Genomic DNA, 13,459 nt, shown 5'->3' with positions numbered 1-13,459 from the left:
CCTGACTAACGCTACTCATCACCTTCAATGGGATAACCCGCCCGTCTAATCGCCTCGCGGCAATAGCTCACCCCAGCGGCATAGCCCGCTTCGATTTCACAGACCGGGCTGGATGAACAAGCGGGCAAACGGATAGCCTCGCGGTTATCCGTAAGCGAAAGATACTCTCTCAGCAGTAGCAACCAGAACTGCGAATCTGCCGTTTGCGGCTGCGCTTCCAGCCAGGCCAGTTTTTGTCTGATACGCTGCGGGGTAATGCGCTCATTCATAACTTTTTCATCCATCTGTACCAATGAGGTAATGTTAGCCTGGCGTTCCCGCTCTGCTGCGCCGTTTTTTGGTCCTGGCGTAAGGTCAAAAAAACTGTGTGAACGACCGATTCCATCATCGTCTAATTTGAGGTTTTCTCATTCGCCAGGATAAATCCCAAACAAACGGCTTTCCGCCGCCACCTTTCGTCAAGAAAAGTCACTTTATGTATATTTATGTCAACGTAATTACAATCATTAACATAACCTCACATTATAGTAATGTATGTTATTAATAACATAGTTAACTAAATGCGGTTAAGTGGCTAATTTTAAACGCGCAAAATAATAATATATTCCGTTTGCCAGAAATTTATTTTGCGGAATAACGTTGGCGCCCCAGTAATTTGACTATCTGCCGATAGCGACTAATTTTAGAAGGGTAGCGATAACGCTCACAAATTAACATTTACAGTTATTAACGAAGCAGGAGAAATAACATGACCGAACATCGTGGTGGTTCAGGAAATTTCGCCGAAGATCGTGAAAAAGCATCAGAAGCAGGCCGTAAAGGCGGACAGCAGAGCGGCGGTAATTTTAAAAATGACCCGCAACGTGCCTCTGAAGCAGGTAAAAAAGGTGGCCAAAACAGCCACGGCGGAAATAAATCCGATAAATCATGATTTAACAGTCTACATATAAACATGATTTCTCGAAGCATGCTGCGAGTCCCGGGACTCGCAGTATTAATCTCAGGAGAATACCAATGAATATTAAAACTGTTGAAGATCTTTTTATCCATCTGCTTTCAGACACCTACAGCGCAGAAAAACAATTAACTCGCGCTCTGTCCAAATTAGCCAGAGCCGCATCCAATGAACAATTAAGCCAGGCGTTTCAGGCGCACCTTGAGGAAACTCAGGGGCAAATTGAGCGTATCGACCAGGTGGTGGAAGCCGAGGCCGGAGTTAAAGTGAAGCGCATGAAGTGTGTTGCCATGGAAGGGCTGATTGAAGAAGCCAACGAAGTCATTGAGAGCACTGAAAAAAATGAAGTGCGCGATGCGGCGCTTATTGCAGCGGCGCAGAAGGTCGAACACTACGAAATCGCCAGCTATGGCACGCTCGTCACCCTGGCAGAGCAGTTAGGTTATAGCAAAGCAGCTAAATTGCTTGGACAGACGCTGGAAGAAGAAAAAGCCACTGATTTAAAACTTACCGATTTAGCGGTGGGTAATGTAAATAAAAAAGCGGGGAATAAAGCCTGACGCTCCTTTATTTATCAAATTACACATTACGTTACCTGAAATCTATTTTTACAGAGGACATACCCAATGAATGCTATTGAACATTATCACGACTGGCTTCGTGACGCCCATGCCATGGAAAAACAAGCCGAATCAATGCTCGAATCAATGGCCAGCCGAATTGATAATTATCCGGATCTTCGCGCACGAATTGAACAACATATCAGTGAAACCAAACATCAAATTACTATTCTGGAAGGTATTCTTGACCAGAATAATATTTCCCGCTCGGTGATTAAAGATTCCATGAGTAAAATGGCGGCGCTGGGACAATCTATCGGCGGTATGTTTCCTTCTGATGAAATCGTCAAAGGGTCAATTAGCAGCTACGTTTTTGAACAATTTGAAATTGCCTGCTACACCTCCCTGCTTGCCGCTGCGCAAAAAGCAGGTGATACCGCAGCGATCCCGGCCATTGAATCTATTCTGAATGAAGAGAAACAGATGGCTGAATGGTTAATTAACCATATACCGCAGACCACAGAACAATTCTTACTGCGCTCGGAAGCCGATGGCGTAGAAGCCAAAAAATAACAATTGCATCAGGAGGCACAATGTTTCGACACGTTAAACAACTTCAATATACGGTGCGGGTCAGTGAGCCTAATCCGGGTTTAGCCAATCTTTTGCTGGAGCAATTCGGCGGTCCGCAGGGCGAACTGGCCGCAGCCTGCCGTTATTTCACCCAGGGGCTGGGCGATGATGATGTCGGTCGCAAAGAGATGTTAATGGATATCGCCACCGAGGAGCTTAGCCACCTTGAAATTATCGGCTCTCTGGTCGGTATGCTGAATAAAGGCGCGAAAGGCGCGCTGGCTGAAGGAACGGAAAACGAAGCAGAACTGTATCGTTCCCTTACCGCCAACGGCAACGACAGCCATATCACTTCCCTGCTCTACGGCGGTGGACCGGCGTTAACCAACTCTGCCGGCGTCCCGTGGACCGCAGCCTATGTCGATACGATTGGCGAAGTCACCGCCGATCTGCGCTCGAACATCGCCGCCGAAGCGCGGGCTAAAATTATCTATGAGCGCCTGATTAACGTCACCGACGACCCTGGCGTTAAAGATGCGCTGGCCTTTTTGATGACCCGCGAAGCGGCTCACCAGCTGTCGTTTGAAAAAGCGCTTTACTCGATCCGCAATAACTTCCCGCCGGGTAAACTGCCGCCTGTCGAGCAATACACTAACGTGTATTACAACATGTCTCAGGGCGACGATCCGCGCGGTAGCTGGAACAGCGATGAGCACTTTGAATACGTTGCCGACCCGATGCCAGCCGTTGACGGCGGCGATGGTCTGGCGACCGTGAAGCTGAATAAAGAGCAACAGGCGTTGCTGAAAGCGATGGCGGAAAGAACGAAATCCGATCCGTCGGCAGATCCTCTGACCGGGGCTGAACTCGGCGAAGGTGAGCCGAAGAAGAAGAAGTAATAGCGTGAAAATATAATACCGTGTGTGTCATGTCCTTTTTGACCCCGTAAATACGGGGTCTTTTTTCAGCTAACTCAGAAGCGATAGCCCGCAGAGAACATAAAGACCCACGGGTCAAGACGAATATCATCGTGCTGTTTGACGCCACCGAGTTTATAGTCCGCCGTCGTATCGATATCCATATACCAGACTGACATGTTGATCAGCCAGTCGCGGTTAATCAGATAATCCATACCAACCTGCCCCGCCGCACCCCATGAGTCTTTAAGACTGAGATCGGAAACGCCGTTTTTTTTGCCGTTTTCATTGACGTCATTATCAAAGAAAGTTGTGTAGTTAACCCCTACCCCCACATAAGGACGCAGTTTGCTGCTGGAGTCGCCAAAGTACCATTGCGCCATCAGCGTTGGCGGTAGATGGTGAACGGTGGCAATATCACCGGTCATTTTGGTGCCGACCTTATGGCGGAACGGCGTCGCCGCCAGTAATTCAACGCCGATGTTATCGGTCGCCATATAGGTGAAGGTCAGGCCCAGCTGGGTATTATTGCTGACGTTAAAACCGCCCAGATGACCTAAGGTGCCGTCCGCCCCTTCGGTCGGCCTTACCGTCGCCGAACCTGCACGAACAAAGAACTCACCGGTTTCATGCGCGTAAACGCTGCCTGAGAGAAGTGTACTTACTGCCAACGCCGCCACTGTTAATTTTTTCATATCCGCTCCATCGTTATGGTTATAACTGCGTGACGAATATACCTACATTGGAGTAATAAGTGATCAAACCTGGATCACATTAAGTGGAGTAATTTAACATTTATTGATCCAGATTAATTTAGAAGTAGCATTCAAAATCCTGGTTTTTATCATTCAAATCAATTTTGCAATATTTTCGCAAAGTGAATATCTTTCCACCAATCATCAACACCGAAACCTTCTGCGGTTTTCTTGCTTTACAAAGATATGCTTTTCCATACAACCGTTGTTGCTGCCACTGCGCCGCTATCCAGGGTACAATTGCCCGCTTAATAACACCTGCAGAACTCAAGGAGAGTGCATGTCAATCACGGCGAAGTCCGTTTACCGTGACACCGGAAATTTTTTCCGTAATCAATTTTTAACCATCCTGCTGATCTCGCTGCTGTGCGCGTTTATCACGGTGGTATTAGGGCATGCCTTCTCACCCAGCGACGCGCAGATCGCGCAGTTGAGTGAAGGCGATCATCTTGCAGGAAGCGCCGGTTTATTCGAGCTGGTACAGAATATGACGCCTGAGCAGCAGCAGATCCTGCTGCGCGCCTCGGCGGCGTCAACCTTCTCCGGACTTATCGGCAACGCGGTGCTGGCAGGCGGCGTATTGCTGATGATTCAGCTGATCTCGGCAGGCCATCGCGTCAGCGCGCTCCGCGCCATCGGCGCCAGCGCCCCGGTTCTGCCAAAGCTGTTTATCCTGATTTTACTGACCACCCTGCTGGTGCAGCTGGGAATTATGCTGGTCGTGGTGCCCGGCATCCTGCTGGCGATACTGCTGGCGCTGGCGCCGGTAATGCTGGTTCAGGATAAGATGGGCATCTTTGCCGCCATGCGCAACAGTATGCGTCTGGCATGGGCGAACATGCGGCTGGTTGCCCCAGCGGTGATCGGCTGGCTGCTGGCAAAAACGCTGCTTTTGCTGTTTGCGTCGAGCTTTGCCGCATTCGACCCTAACGTTGGCGCGGTGATAGCCAATACGTTGAGCAATCTCATCTCAGCCGTATTGCTGATCTACGTGTTCCGTCTGTATATGTTGATTCGCCAATAACCCTACAGGCGTCACCCGACGCCTTTGATTATGGAATCGAAGAATGAAGCAGTTTCTTGATTTTTTACCGCTGGTTGTCTTTTTTGTATTTTACAAAGTTTATGACATCTATGCGGCCACGTCCGCGCTGATTGTCGCCACGGCCATCGTGCTGATCTACAGCTGGGTCCGCTATCGCAAAGTTGAGAAGATGGCGCTGATTACCTTTGTTCTGGTGGCGGTATTTGGCGGACTGACCCTCTTTTTCCATAACGATGAGTTTATTAAGTGGAAGGTCACGGTCATTTACGGCCTGTTTGCCAGCGCTCTGCTTATCAGCCAGTGGGTAATGAAAAAACCGCTGATCCAGCGCATGCTCGGCAAAGAGCTGAGCTTACCCCAGTCGGTGTGGTCGAAACTCAATCTGGCGTGGGCCATCTTCTTTATTCTCTGCGGCCTTGCCAACATCTATATCGCCTTCTGGCTGCCGCAGAATATCTGGGTGAACTTCAAAGTATTTGGTCTGACCGCCCTGACGCTGATCTTTACCCTGCTGAGCGGTATCTATATTTATCGCCATATGCCGCAGGAAGATAAATCCTGATCCTGCTGAAACCAGGCCTTCGCGCCTGGTTTTCTTTTCTTCATTTTCCCTTTGCTATCAATCCATAAATTGGATGAATCATGAAGATATTGTGGAGATTGCCTTCCTGATATTGTAATGAGAATGCTTATCATTGATATTCCGTATCGCTTTTTAACAAAAGGGATGTCCGTGATGAACACGATAACAAAAATAGATCCGCGCCCTCTGGCGCTCCTGATTGCCGCAGCATTAAGTGGAAATGCTCTCGCCGCGGATGAGATAATACAAGATGGCGAAACGATGGTCGTTCATGCCACCGCGGAAGAGGCGCTAAAGCAACAGCCCGGCGTTTCGATTATCACCGCCAAAGATATTGAAAAATCCCCTCCCGTTAACGACCTCTCCGACATTATCCGCACCATGCCCGGCGTGAACCTGACGGGCAACAGCGCCAGCGGCAGCCGTGGCAATAACCGCCAGATTGACATTCGCGGCATGGGGCCGGAAAACACCCTTATCCTGATTGACGGCGTACCGGTAACCTCCAGAAACTCAGTGCGTTACAGCTGGCGCGGCGAACGTGATACCCGCGGCGATACAAACTGGGTTCCGGCTGAAATGGTCGAACGCATCGAAGTGCTGCGCGGCCCGGCGGCGGCGCGCTACGGCTCCGGCGCGGCGGGCGGCGTGGTCAATATCATTACCAAACAGCCGACTAACGACTGGCACGGCTCCCTCTCCCTGTATACCAATCAGCCCGAAAACAGCAAAGAAGGCGCCACCAGACGCGCTAACGTTAACCTGAGCGGACCGCTGATCGACGACGTGCTGACCATGCGTCTGTACGGCAATATCAACAAAACCGACGCCGATGCGGCGGACATCAATACCCAACAAAACGGCTCTTACGCCGCAGGCCGTGAAGGGGTACGCAATAAGGACATTAACGCCCTGCTTTCCTGGAAACTCAACCCGCAGCAGTTTATCGATTTCGACTACAGCTACAGCCGCCAGGGCAATATTTACGCGGGCGATACCCAGTACAGCAACAGTAATGTCAGTCCCAACGGCCTGGTCAATACGCTATACGGCGCGGAAACCAACCGGATGTACCGCCAGTCATGGGGCTTAACCCATAACGGCGTCTGGGACTGGGGACAGTCCAGATTCGGCGTCTATTACGAAAAAACGAATAATACCCGGATGCAGGAAGGCTCCACCGGGAAAGTGGAAGGGATGATCAATAATACTGACTATTCCACCAGCCGCCTGGAGTCTTATCGCTCTTCAGGCGAACTGAATATCCCGCTTTTCTGGCTGGTTGATCAGACGCTGACGATTGGCGCGGAATGGAACCGCGACGAATTGAATGACCCGTCGTCAATGCAGGCCACCAGCGCCTCCGGCGTACAGATTGGCAATGTCTCCGGCGACGCCTCCGGGCGTAGCACCAAAAACAGCGCCACCCTGACCGGCATTTATCTTGAAGACAATATCGAAGCGCGTCCGGGCACCGATATTATTCCGGGCATTCGCTTCGACTATCATAACGATTTCGGCAACAACTGGAGTCCGAGCCTCAACCTGTCGCAGGAGCTGGGGGAGATGTTCAAACTGAAGGCCGGGATTGCGCGTAATGCCGATCAGTTAAGGATCGGTTGACCGATCCTTAATCTGCGGCACTATAACGGCTTCCACAACAGGGAGCCGTTTTCTTATGCCACTTCTCAATGACCTGCTCGATTTCAGCGACCATCCGCTGATGCCGCCCCCTTCTGCACAACTGTTTGCTCAGCATCTTCCCGTCGAATGGATACAACACTGCCTGACTCTTTCTGCACATGCGACCGTTCGCCGCCGTCGTTTACCTGGCGACATGGTTATCTGGATGGTCGTGGCTATGGCCTTCTTCCGTAATGAGTCGATTACCGATGTGGTTCGTCGTCTGAACCTGAGCGCGGATGGTGAAGCGGGGATGAACCTGCTGGCCCGCAGCGCTGTCACCCAGGCGCGTCAGCGCGTGGGTGCTGCACCGGTGGAATGGCTTTTCCGCCAGACCGCGCAGACATGGGGAACTGAGCGTTACCAGAAAGATGACTGGCATGGCCTGCAACTTTTTGCCATCGATGGCGCACAGTTCAGGACACCTGATGAACCTGAGCTGCGTGAACATTATGGCTCTGCCAACACATCCACTGAGCGGCAAAGCGCATACCCGGTAATGCGTCTGGTGGCTTTAATGAACCTGGGTAGTCACATTCTGCTGGATGCCGCGACCGCGCCTTACCGACGGAGCGAAACCCTGCTGGCCCACTCAATGCTCGTCACCATTCCGGATAACTCCATTACGCTGTTTGACAAGCTGTTCTACAGCGCAGACCTGTTGCTGTCGCTGAACCGGCAGGGTTGTAACCGCCACTGGCTGCTGCCCGCCTGGAAGAATATCGCAGCAGAAACGGAAGAAAGTTACGGTCCCGGAGACCGGCTTCTGAAACTGAAAGTGTCACCACAGGCAAGGAAAAAGAATCCTTCGCTGCCGGAATACTGGTATGCGCGGGCGGTAACTTATGAACTGAACGGAGTGGAAAAAACGGTCCTGACGTCACTTCAGGCAGACCGTTATAAGGCCAGAGAGGTGGCAGAGCTTTATCACTCAAGATGGGAAATCGAAGTCGGGTTCAGAAACCTGAAAAGCAGCCTGCTGAATAACGCTCTGGTACTGAGAAGCCGGAAGGTTGAGTTGCTGGAACAGGAGGTGTGGGGCATGTTGCTGGCTTATAATCTGATACGGCGTGAGGCAACAAAAGCAACGGAGAAACACAAAAAAGCGGCGTCGGAAATCAGCTTTAAGTTCGCGTTCCAGTTTATCGCCACAGAAATGATAGTGCTGGGAAATACGGTGTCACCGGGGACCATCCCGAAACGGCTGGAGCATCTGCGGGGGGCTCTGGAAGCGGTGTTCATAACAAAACGCCCCCGACCATCAAGGCCGAGGGCGGTTAAGATATCAAAAACCCGTTATCCGGTGAAACGCAATGCCGCACCGCTTAAGTGAACGGCATTAGGGATTGCGCGGGCTTTTAAAGCGCCTAACCTGTATCAGTCCAGCGAAGGATACCTGCTCTCCACGCGCGGCAACGGCTGTCCGAACAACATACCCAACGGCAGCAGCTGTTATCTGCTGGGTAACCCGGACCTGAAGCCGGAAATCAGCGTTAATAAAGAGATCGGTCTGGAGTTTAACTACGAAGGCTGGGATGCAGGCATTACCTGGTTCCGTAACGACTATAAAAACAAGATCGTTTCCGGCACCGACATCCTCGGCTACGCGTCCAATGGCAATAATATTCTGCGTTGGGAAAACGGCGGCAAAGCCGTGGTTGAAGGTCTGGAAGGTAACGTAGTGATCCCGCTCCTGCCGGACACCTTAAGCTGGCGCACCAACGCCACCTATATGATCAAATCAGAGAATAAAGATACCGGAAATCCGCTGTCGGTCATTCCTAAATATACCATCAACACCATGCTGGACTGGCAGGTGAATAATAAGCTCTCCACCAACGTTCACTGGACCCAGTATGGCCGCCAGAAACCGCGTAAATACGCCGAAATACGTAAAGAAAACAATGCAATGTCAGATAAAGAGATTGGTTCCTACGCGATAGTCGGCATCGGCGCTAACTATCAGCTGAATAAAAATCTGCGGCTGAATGCCGGTATCAGCAACCTGTTTGATAAAGAGATCTATCGTGAAAACGATGGCGCATCGACCTATAACGAACCGGGACGCGCTTATTACGCTGGCGTAACCCTGTCATTCTGACCCCTGCAACGCCCGCCTCGCGGGCGTCTCCCCTCTGTTATCCATACGCATTTCATAGTAGCATCGCGGCTGACATTTTTTCTCTACACTCGGTTCTGGCATGACAACAACGAATAATGCTCCTCAGGGCGAACTGGTTTTGCGCACGCTGGCAATGCCTGCGGATACCAATGCAAATGGCGATATTTTTGGCGGCTGGCTGATGTCGCAAATGGATATTGGCGGCGCCATTCAGGCAAAAGAGATTGCCCACGGCCGTGTGGTCACCGTCCGCGTCGAGGGGATGAGCTTCCTGCGTCCGGTGGCGGTAGGCGATGTGGTGTGCTGCTACGCGCGCTGCGTAAAGCGCGGCACCACCTCAGTGAGCATTAATATTGAAGTATGGGTCAAAAAAGTGGCTTCAGAGCCAATTGGCCAACGCTACAAGGCGACCGAAGCGCTGTTTATCTATGTGGCGGTCGATGCGGACGGTAAACCTCGCCCGCTGCCGCCGCAGAGCTGACGGCAGGCAAACGCGTCGCCTCTGCGATGTCAGAGGGCGGCGCACCGCCCTGTCCCTTCTCACTTACTCAATCTGCGTCGCGCCGTTGAGGCGGAAGACAATATTCACCACCAGCCCGCTCCCCGGTTTACCCGCTTCGTAACGCCATCTGCGCATCGCATTTTTCACTTCGCGCTCAAACATGTTGGCAGGCTGCGCGGAGAGGATCTGCACATTATCCACCCGTCCGTCTGCGGTAACGTCAAATTTCACTTTCACCCGCCCTTCAATACGTAGCGCCTGGGCACGCGCCGGATACTGCGGCTGGTTACGGCTCAGAGCGCGCGGCCCCGCTGGCACGCTCACAGCGGGCTTGCTCGTGGCGGGCGCGGTACTGGTGGTCGGACGTGCGGGCGCGTTATTGTCAAACAACGATGCCGGACGCGATTCTGCCGGTTTGATCTCCCGCTTCGGCTGCTCCTCAACCTTCTTCACCGGCTTCGGTTTTGGTTTGGGTTTTGGCTTCGGCTTAGGTTTCGGCTTTTCAATCACCACCGGCGCCTCTTTCGGCGGTTCGGGAACCGGTTCAGGCTCCACTTCCGGTTCTGGTTCAACGACCGGCTGCGGCGGTGGCTGCACTGCCTGTGGCGGTTCCAGATCCGCAGGCGATACCATTGTCACCGAGATAGGCTGCGCAGGCGCTGGCAGTTCAATAACCTGATGTACCGAGGTGTATAAAAGTCCCGCAACCAGCGCGCCATGAATCGCTACGGAGAACAAGGTCGGCCAGGGGAAGCGACGAGGTAAATCAAGGGTCATTGAAGTCATAATCGTTTCAGTTGAAAAACCAGAGCTTAATTTTAAATGCAAATAGCAATCATATTCAATAAGCCATCATGGACTGCGGCACCTAAAAGACAAATTTATCTGAAAAAAACCGCGTCAACGCAACGGCCTTAACAAAGCTGCCATCATTGCGTTGCACTCAGGCGACCTTTCAAATACCGTATTTACATAGTTAATCATCCTGTATACCGAGCAGGATTTTCTCTGATTAAGGAGCCCTACCCGTGCTTTATGTCATCTATGCTCAGGATTATGCTGATTCACTCGAAAAACGCCTCTCCGTCCGTCCTGCACATCTGGCGCGGCTGCAACTGCTGCATGATGAAGGCCGCCTGCTGACCGCCGGCCCAATGCCTGCCGTTGACAGTAACGATCCGGGCGCCGCAGGCTTTACCGGTTCGACGGTCATTGCGGAGTTTGACTCGCTGGAAGAGGCGAAAAAGTGGGCGGAAGAGGACCCGTACGTCGCCGCCGGGGTGTATGAGCAGGTGTCAGTCAAACCCTATAAAAAGACGTTTTAAACGAAAATTCATTGGGCACCGCAGGCGGTGCCCTTTTTGCTCAGACGCTGTGAATCGCGAACAGCAGCGAATTACGCTGACGGTTCAGGAGACACTTTCTGATTGAGTGGATGCGCATATTCCGACGCGACTGCCCTTCAAGCCAACGCGCTTTCCGGCGGCTGGCCTGACGCAGCATACGCCAGCGTCCCACTTCCGTTCTACTACGCTTCATGATACTTACTCTTACCGTGCAAGAGCCTGCATTATACCCCTCGTCGACGGACAGACCAGCGCTTTTCCCGCGTTTTTATTTGCCAGATGAATCCTGACGCGTAAACTCATAACAATGCGCTTTCAAAAGGATTTTTAAACTATGACAACCTTCTACACGGTAGTGAGTTGGCTGGTCATTCTGGGCTATTGGCTGCTCATTGCCGGTGTAACATTACGCATTTTAATGAAACGTCGCGCGGTTCCCTCCGCTATGGCCTGGCTGTTGATTATTTATATCCTGCCGTTAGTCGGGATCATCGCTTACCTTTCCGTTGGTGAACTTCATTTAGGCAAACGTCGCGCTGAACGGGCGCGCGCCATGTGGCCGTCAACCGCCAAGTGGCTTAACGATCTGAAAGCCTGCAAACATATCTTTGCCGAAGAAAACAGCAGCGTCGCCTCATCGCTGTTCAAACTCTGCGAGCGACGTCAGGGCATTGCGGGGGTGAAAGGTAACCAGCTACAGCTGCTGACCGACTCCGATGACGTGATGCAGGCGCTGATCCGCGATATCCAGCTGGCGCGACATAACATCGAGATGGTGTTTTATATCTGGCAGCCCGGTGGGATGGCGGATCAGGTCGCCGAGTCGCTGATGGCCGCCGCGCGTCGGGGTGTGCATTGCCGACTGATGCTTGATTCTGCGGGCAGCGTCGCCTTCTTTCGCAGCCTCTGGGCGGCGATGATGCGCAATGCCGGCGTTGAAGTGGTCGAAGCGTTAAAAGTGAATGTGTTCCGCGTGTTTCTGCGCCGGATGGACCTGCGCCAGCACCGGAAAATGGTGATGATCGATAACTATATCGCGTATACCGGCAGCATGAACATGGTCGATCCGCGCTATTTCAAGCAGGATGCGGGCGTCGGTCAGTGGGTCGACCTGATGGCGCGAATGGAAGGTCCGGTTGCTACCGCGATGGGGATTGTCTATTCATGCGACTGGGAGATTGAAACCGGTAAACGCATCCTGCCGCCACCGCCGGACGCCAATATTATGCCGTTTGAGCAGGCCAGCGGGCATACGATTCATACCATCGCCTCCGGTCCCGGTTTCCCGGAAGATTTAATACATCAGGCGCTGCTGACCGCCGCCTATTCGGCGCGCGAATATTTAATCATGACGACGCCCTACTTCGTGCCCAGCGACGATCTGCTGCACGCCATCTGTACTGCGGCACAGCGCGGCGTGGACGTCAGCATCATCCTGCCGCGTAAAAACGACTCGCTGCTGGTTGACTGGGCCAGCCGGGCCTTCTTCACGGAACTGCTGGCGGCGGGAGTGAAAATCTACCAGTTCGAAGGCGGCCTGCTGCATACCAAAAGCGTGCTGGTCGATGGCGAACTCAGCCTGGTCGGTACGGTTAACCTTGATATGCGCAGCCTGTGGCTGAACTTCGAGATCACGCTGGTGATTGACGACGTCGGCTTCGGCGGCGACCTGGCGGCGGTGCAGGATGATTATATTTCTCGCTCCCGCCTGCTTGATGCGCGCCTGTGGTTAAAACGCCCGCTCTGGCAGCGGATCACCGAGCGACTGTTTTACTTCTTTAGCCCATTGCTGTAAAACGTGCCCAAGAGAGAGTAAACAGGTAGTCACTATGGATATGGATCTGAACAATCGCCTGACTGAAGACGAAACGCTTGAGCAGGCTTACGATATTTTTCTCGAACTGGCGGCCGATAATCTCGACCCGGCAGATATTATTCTGTTCAATTTACAGTTCGAAGAACGCGGTGGTGCGGAATTGTTTGATCCGTTCGAAGACTGGCAGGAACACGTCGATTACGATCTGAATCCTGACTTTTTTGCCGAAGTGGTCATTGGTCTTGCCGACACGGAAGATGGCGAAATTAACGATATCTTTGCCCGCGTACTGCTGTGCCGCGAAAAAGATCACAAGCTGTGCCATATTCTCTGGCGCGAATAGCCCTCCGTGCCGGATAGCGCCCTGCGCTATTCGGGCAATTTACTTCCGCAATGATTGCAATACCGGGCGCTGTGCTCATGCTGGCTTTGCCGGCACGTCGGGCATTGGCGCTAATAACCACGCTGATTAAGGCAAACAGCGCGCAAAGCCCTTCAAAGCGACGCCCCGAACGGCTATTCAGATCAAACAGGTTGTGATAAATACGGCGGCGAACGGAAGAATAAGAAAGTGACACGGTAACCTCACGAAAAAAGGGCTG

15 protein-coding genes and 4 pseudogenes are annotated in these 13,459 nt (G+C 52.3%); 14 read left to right on the top strand and 5 right to left on the bottom strand.

The window, feature by feature from the left end; all coding sequences use genetic code 11:
* Positions 1 to 11 precede the first annotated feature (11 nt).
* Positions 12 to 284: a hypothetical protein gene (locus tag K7R23_RS17750; RefSeq protein WP_012905987.1), complete on the bottom strand. Its 273-nt coding sequence runs from the start codon at positions 282 to 284 to the stop codon at positions 12 to 14.
* A gap of 464 nt (positions 285 to 748) precedes the next feature.
* Here K7R23_RS17750 and K7R23_RS17745 point away from each other — a divergent pair, with 464 nt between their 5' ends.
* From K7R23_RS17745 to K7R23_RS17730, 4 genes are all read left to right on the top strand, one after another.
* Positions 749 to 931: a con-10 family general stress protein gene (locus K7R23_RS17745; protein WP_024132689.1), complete on the top strand. Its 183-nt coding sequence runs from the start codon at positions 749 to 751 to the stop codon at positions 929 to 931.
* Between the two features lie 83 nt (positions 932 to 1,014).
* The gene (locus K7R23_RS17740; RefSeq protein WP_012905989.1) at positions 1,015 to 1,515 is read left to right on the top strand and encodes a YciE/YciF ferroxidase family protein; all 501 of its coding nucleotides are present in this window, start codon (positions 1,015 to 1,017) and stop codon (positions 1,513 to 1,515) included.
* A 66-nt stretch (positions 1,516 to 1,581) separates the two neighbouring features.
* Positions 1,582 to 2,088 carry a ferritin-like domain-containing protein gene (locus tag K7R23_RS17735; protein WP_012905990.1) on the top strand — a complete coding sequence of 169 codons (507 nt, stop codon included), beginning with the start codon at positions 1,582 to 1,584 and terminating at the stop codon, positions 2,086 to 2,088.
* A 20-nt stretch (positions 2,089 to 2,108) separates the two neighbouring features.
* Positions 2,109 to 2,987, top strand: a complete 879-nt coding sequence (locus tag K7R23_RS17730; protein ID WP_012905991.1) for a manganese catalase family protein — start codon at positions 2,109 to 2,111, stop codon at positions 2,985 to 2,987.
* 74 nt (positions 2,988 to 3,061) lie between these two features.
* Here K7R23_RS17730 and ompW read toward each other — a convergent pair whose 3' ends face one another.
* Complete coding sequence (ompW, locus tag K7R23_RS17725; protein ID WP_012905992.1) at positions 3,062 to 3,700, bottom strand: outer membrane protein OmpW; 639 nt, start codon at positions 3,698 to 3,700, stop codon at positions 3,062 to 3,064.
* Between the two features lie 234 nt (positions 3,701 to 3,934).
* On the opposite strand from ompW, the pseudogene K7R23_RS17720 reads away from it, so the two are divergent.
* The 7 genes and pseudogenes from K7R23_RS17720 to yciA form a co-directional block, all read left to right on the top strand.
* Positions 3,935 to 4,012 (top strand): annotated as a pseudogene (locus K7R23_RS17720) (YkgJ family cysteine cluster protein); the annotation flags it as partial.
* A 28-nt stretch (positions 4,013 to 4,040) separates the two neighbouring features.
* Positions 4,041 to 4,784 (top strand): YciC family protein, encoded by a 744-nt coding sequence (locus tag K7R23_RS17715; RefSeq protein ID WP_012905993.1) that lies wholly within the window; start codon positions 4,041 to 4,043, stop codon positions 4,782 to 4,784.
* Between the two features lie 43 nt (positions 4,785 to 4,827).
* Entirely contained in the window at positions 4,828 to 5,367 is a 540-nt protein-coding gene (locus K7R23_RS17710) for a septation protein A (RefSeq protein WP_012905994.1), read from the top strand.
* Positions 5,368 to 5,541: 174 nt separating this feature from the next.
* Positions 5,542 to 6,984 (top strand): annotated as a pseudogene (locus K7R23_RS17705) (FepA family TonB-dependent siderophore receptor); the annotation flags it as partial.
* An 82-nt stretch (positions 6,985 to 7,066) separates the two neighbouring features.
* Positions 7,067 to 8,404: an IS4-like element ISCro3 family transposase gene (locus K7R23_RS17700; protein WP_012904641.1), complete on the top strand. Its 1,338-nt coding sequence runs from the start codon at positions 7,067 to 7,069 to the stop codon at positions 8,402 to 8,404.
* 9 nt (positions 8,405 to 8,413) lie between these two features.
* Positions 8,414 to 9,172 (top strand): annotated as a pseudogene (locus tag K7R23_RS17695) (TonB-dependent receptor domain-containing protein); the annotation flags it as partial.
* Between the two features lie 100 nt (positions 9,173 to 9,272).
* Positions 9,273 to 9,674 carry an acyl-CoA thioester hydrolase YciA gene (gene yciA, locus K7R23_RS17690; RefSeq protein WP_024132691.1) on the top strand — a complete coding sequence of 134 codons (402 nt, stop codon included), beginning with the start codon at positions 9,273 to 9,275 and terminating at the stop codon, positions 9,672 to 9,674.
* Between the two features lie 63 nt (positions 9,675 to 9,737).
* Here the strand turns inward: yciA and tonB are convergent, their stop codons facing one another.
* Entirely contained in the window at positions 9,738 to 10,472 is a 735-nt protein-coding gene (tonB, locus tag K7R23_RS17685) for a TonB system transport protein TonB (RefSeq protein ID WP_024132692.1), read from the bottom strand.
* Positions 10,473 to 10,723: 251 nt separating this feature from the next.
* Here tonB and K7R23_RS17680 point away from each other — a divergent pair, with 251 nt between their 5' ends.
* Complete coding sequence (locus K7R23_RS17680; protein WP_012905997.1) at positions 10,724 to 11,020, top strand: YciI family protein; 297 nt, start codon at positions 10,724 to 10,726, stop codon at positions 11,018 to 11,020.
* Positions 11,021 to 11,060: 40 nt separating this feature from the next.
* Here K7R23_RS17680 and K7R23_RS17675 read toward each other — a convergent pair whose 3' ends face one another.
* Positions 11,061 to 11,234, bottom strand: coding sequence for a YciY family protein (locus K7R23_RS17675; protein WP_012905998.1), 174 nt, complete (start codon positions 11,232 to 11,234; stop codon positions 11,061 to 11,063).
* A 141-nt stretch (positions 11,235 to 11,375) separates the two neighbouring features.
* Here K7R23_RS17675 and cls point away from each other — a divergent pair, with 141 nt between their 5' ends.
* Together cls and K7R23_RS17665 are read left to right on the top strand one after the other, a co-directional pair.
* The gene (cls, locus tag K7R23_RS17670; RefSeq protein WP_012905999.1) at positions 11,376 to 12,836 is read left to right on the top strand and encodes a cardiolipin synthase; all 1,461 of its coding nucleotides are present in this window, start codon (positions 11,376 to 11,378) and stop codon (positions 12,834 to 12,836) included.
* 34 nt (positions 12,837 to 12,870) lie between these two features.
* Complete coding sequence (locus tag K7R23_RS17665; protein ID WP_012906000.1) at positions 12,871 to 13,200, top strand: HI1450 family dsDNA-mimic protein; 330 nt, start codon at positions 12,871 to 12,873, stop codon at positions 13,198 to 13,200.
* Positions 13,201 to 13,312: 112 nt separating this feature from the next.
* On the opposite strand, the pseudogene K7R23_RS17660 reads toward K7R23_RS17665, so the two are convergent.
* Positions 13,313 to 13,435, bottom strand: a pseudogene (locus K7R23_RS17660) (transporter); the annotation flags it as partial.
* Positions 13,436 to 13,459: the final 24 nt, after the last annotated feature.

Source organism: Citrobacter rodentium NBRC 105723 = DSM 16636, assembly GCF_021278985.1.
GTDB classification, from domain to species: Bacteria; Pseudomonadota; Gammaproteobacteria; order Enterobacterales; family Enterobacteriaceae; genus Citrobacter_A; species Citrobacter_A rodentium.
The sequence above is the reverse complement of the archived record's forward strand: the minus strand, read 5'-3'. Positions and strand labels throughout refer to the sequence as shown.

Bases quoted from the DNA above. Each gene is read 5' to 3' on its own strand.
- K7R23_RS17750 (WP_012905987.1), bottom strand. From the start codon at position 284: ATGGATGAAAAAGTTATGAATGAGCGCATTACCCCGCAGCGTATCAGA.
- K7R23_RS17745 (WP_024132689.1), top strand. From the start codon at position 749: ATGACCGAACATCGTGGTGGTTCAGGAAATTTCGCCGAAGATCGTGAA.
- K7R23_RS17740 (WP_012905989.1), top strand. From the start codon at position 1,015: ATGAATATTAAAACTGTTGAAGATCTTTTTATCCATCTGCTTTCAGAC.
- K7R23_RS17735 (WP_012905990.1), top strand. From the start codon at position 1,582: ATGAATGCTATTGAACATTATCACGACTGGCTTCGTGACGCCCATGCC.
- K7R23_RS17730 (WP_012905991.1), top strand. From the start codon at position 2,109: ATGTTTCGACACGTTAAACAACTTCAATATACGGTGCGGGTCAGTGAG.
- ompW (WP_012905992.1), bottom strand. From the start codon at position 3,700: ATGAAAAAATTAACAGTGGCGGCGTTGGCAGTAAGTACACTTCTCTCA.
- K7R23_RS17715 (WP_012905993.1), top strand. From the start codon at position 4,041: ATGTCAATCACGGCGAAGTCCGTTTACCGTGACACCGGAAATTTTTTC.
- K7R23_RS17710 (WP_012905994.1), top strand. From the start codon at position 4,828: ATGAAGCAGTTTCTTGATTTTTTACCGCTGGTTGTCTTTTTTGTATTT.
- K7R23_RS17700 (WP_012904641.1), top strand. From the start codon at position 7,067: ATGCCACTTCTCAATGACCTGCTCGATTTCAGCGACCATCCGCTGATG.
- yciA (WP_024132691.1), top strand. From the start codon at position 9,273: ATGACAACAACGAATAATGCTCCTCAGGGCGAACTGGTTTTGCGCACG.
- tonB (WP_024132692.1), bottom strand. From the start codon at position 10,472: ATGACCCTTGATTTACCTCGTCGCTTCCCCTGGCCGACCTTGTTCTCC.
- K7R23_RS17675 (WP_012905998.1), bottom strand. From the start codon at position 11,234: ATGAAGCGTAGTAGAACGGAAGTGGGACGCTGGCGTATGCTGCGTCAG.
- cls (WP_012905999.1), top strand. From the start codon at position 11,376: ATGACAACCTTCTACACGGTAGTGAGTTGGCTGGTCATTCTGGGCTAT.
- K7R23_RS17665 (WP_012906000.1), top strand. From the start codon at position 12,871: ATGGATATGGATCTGAACAATCGCCTGACTGAAGACGAAACGCTTGAG.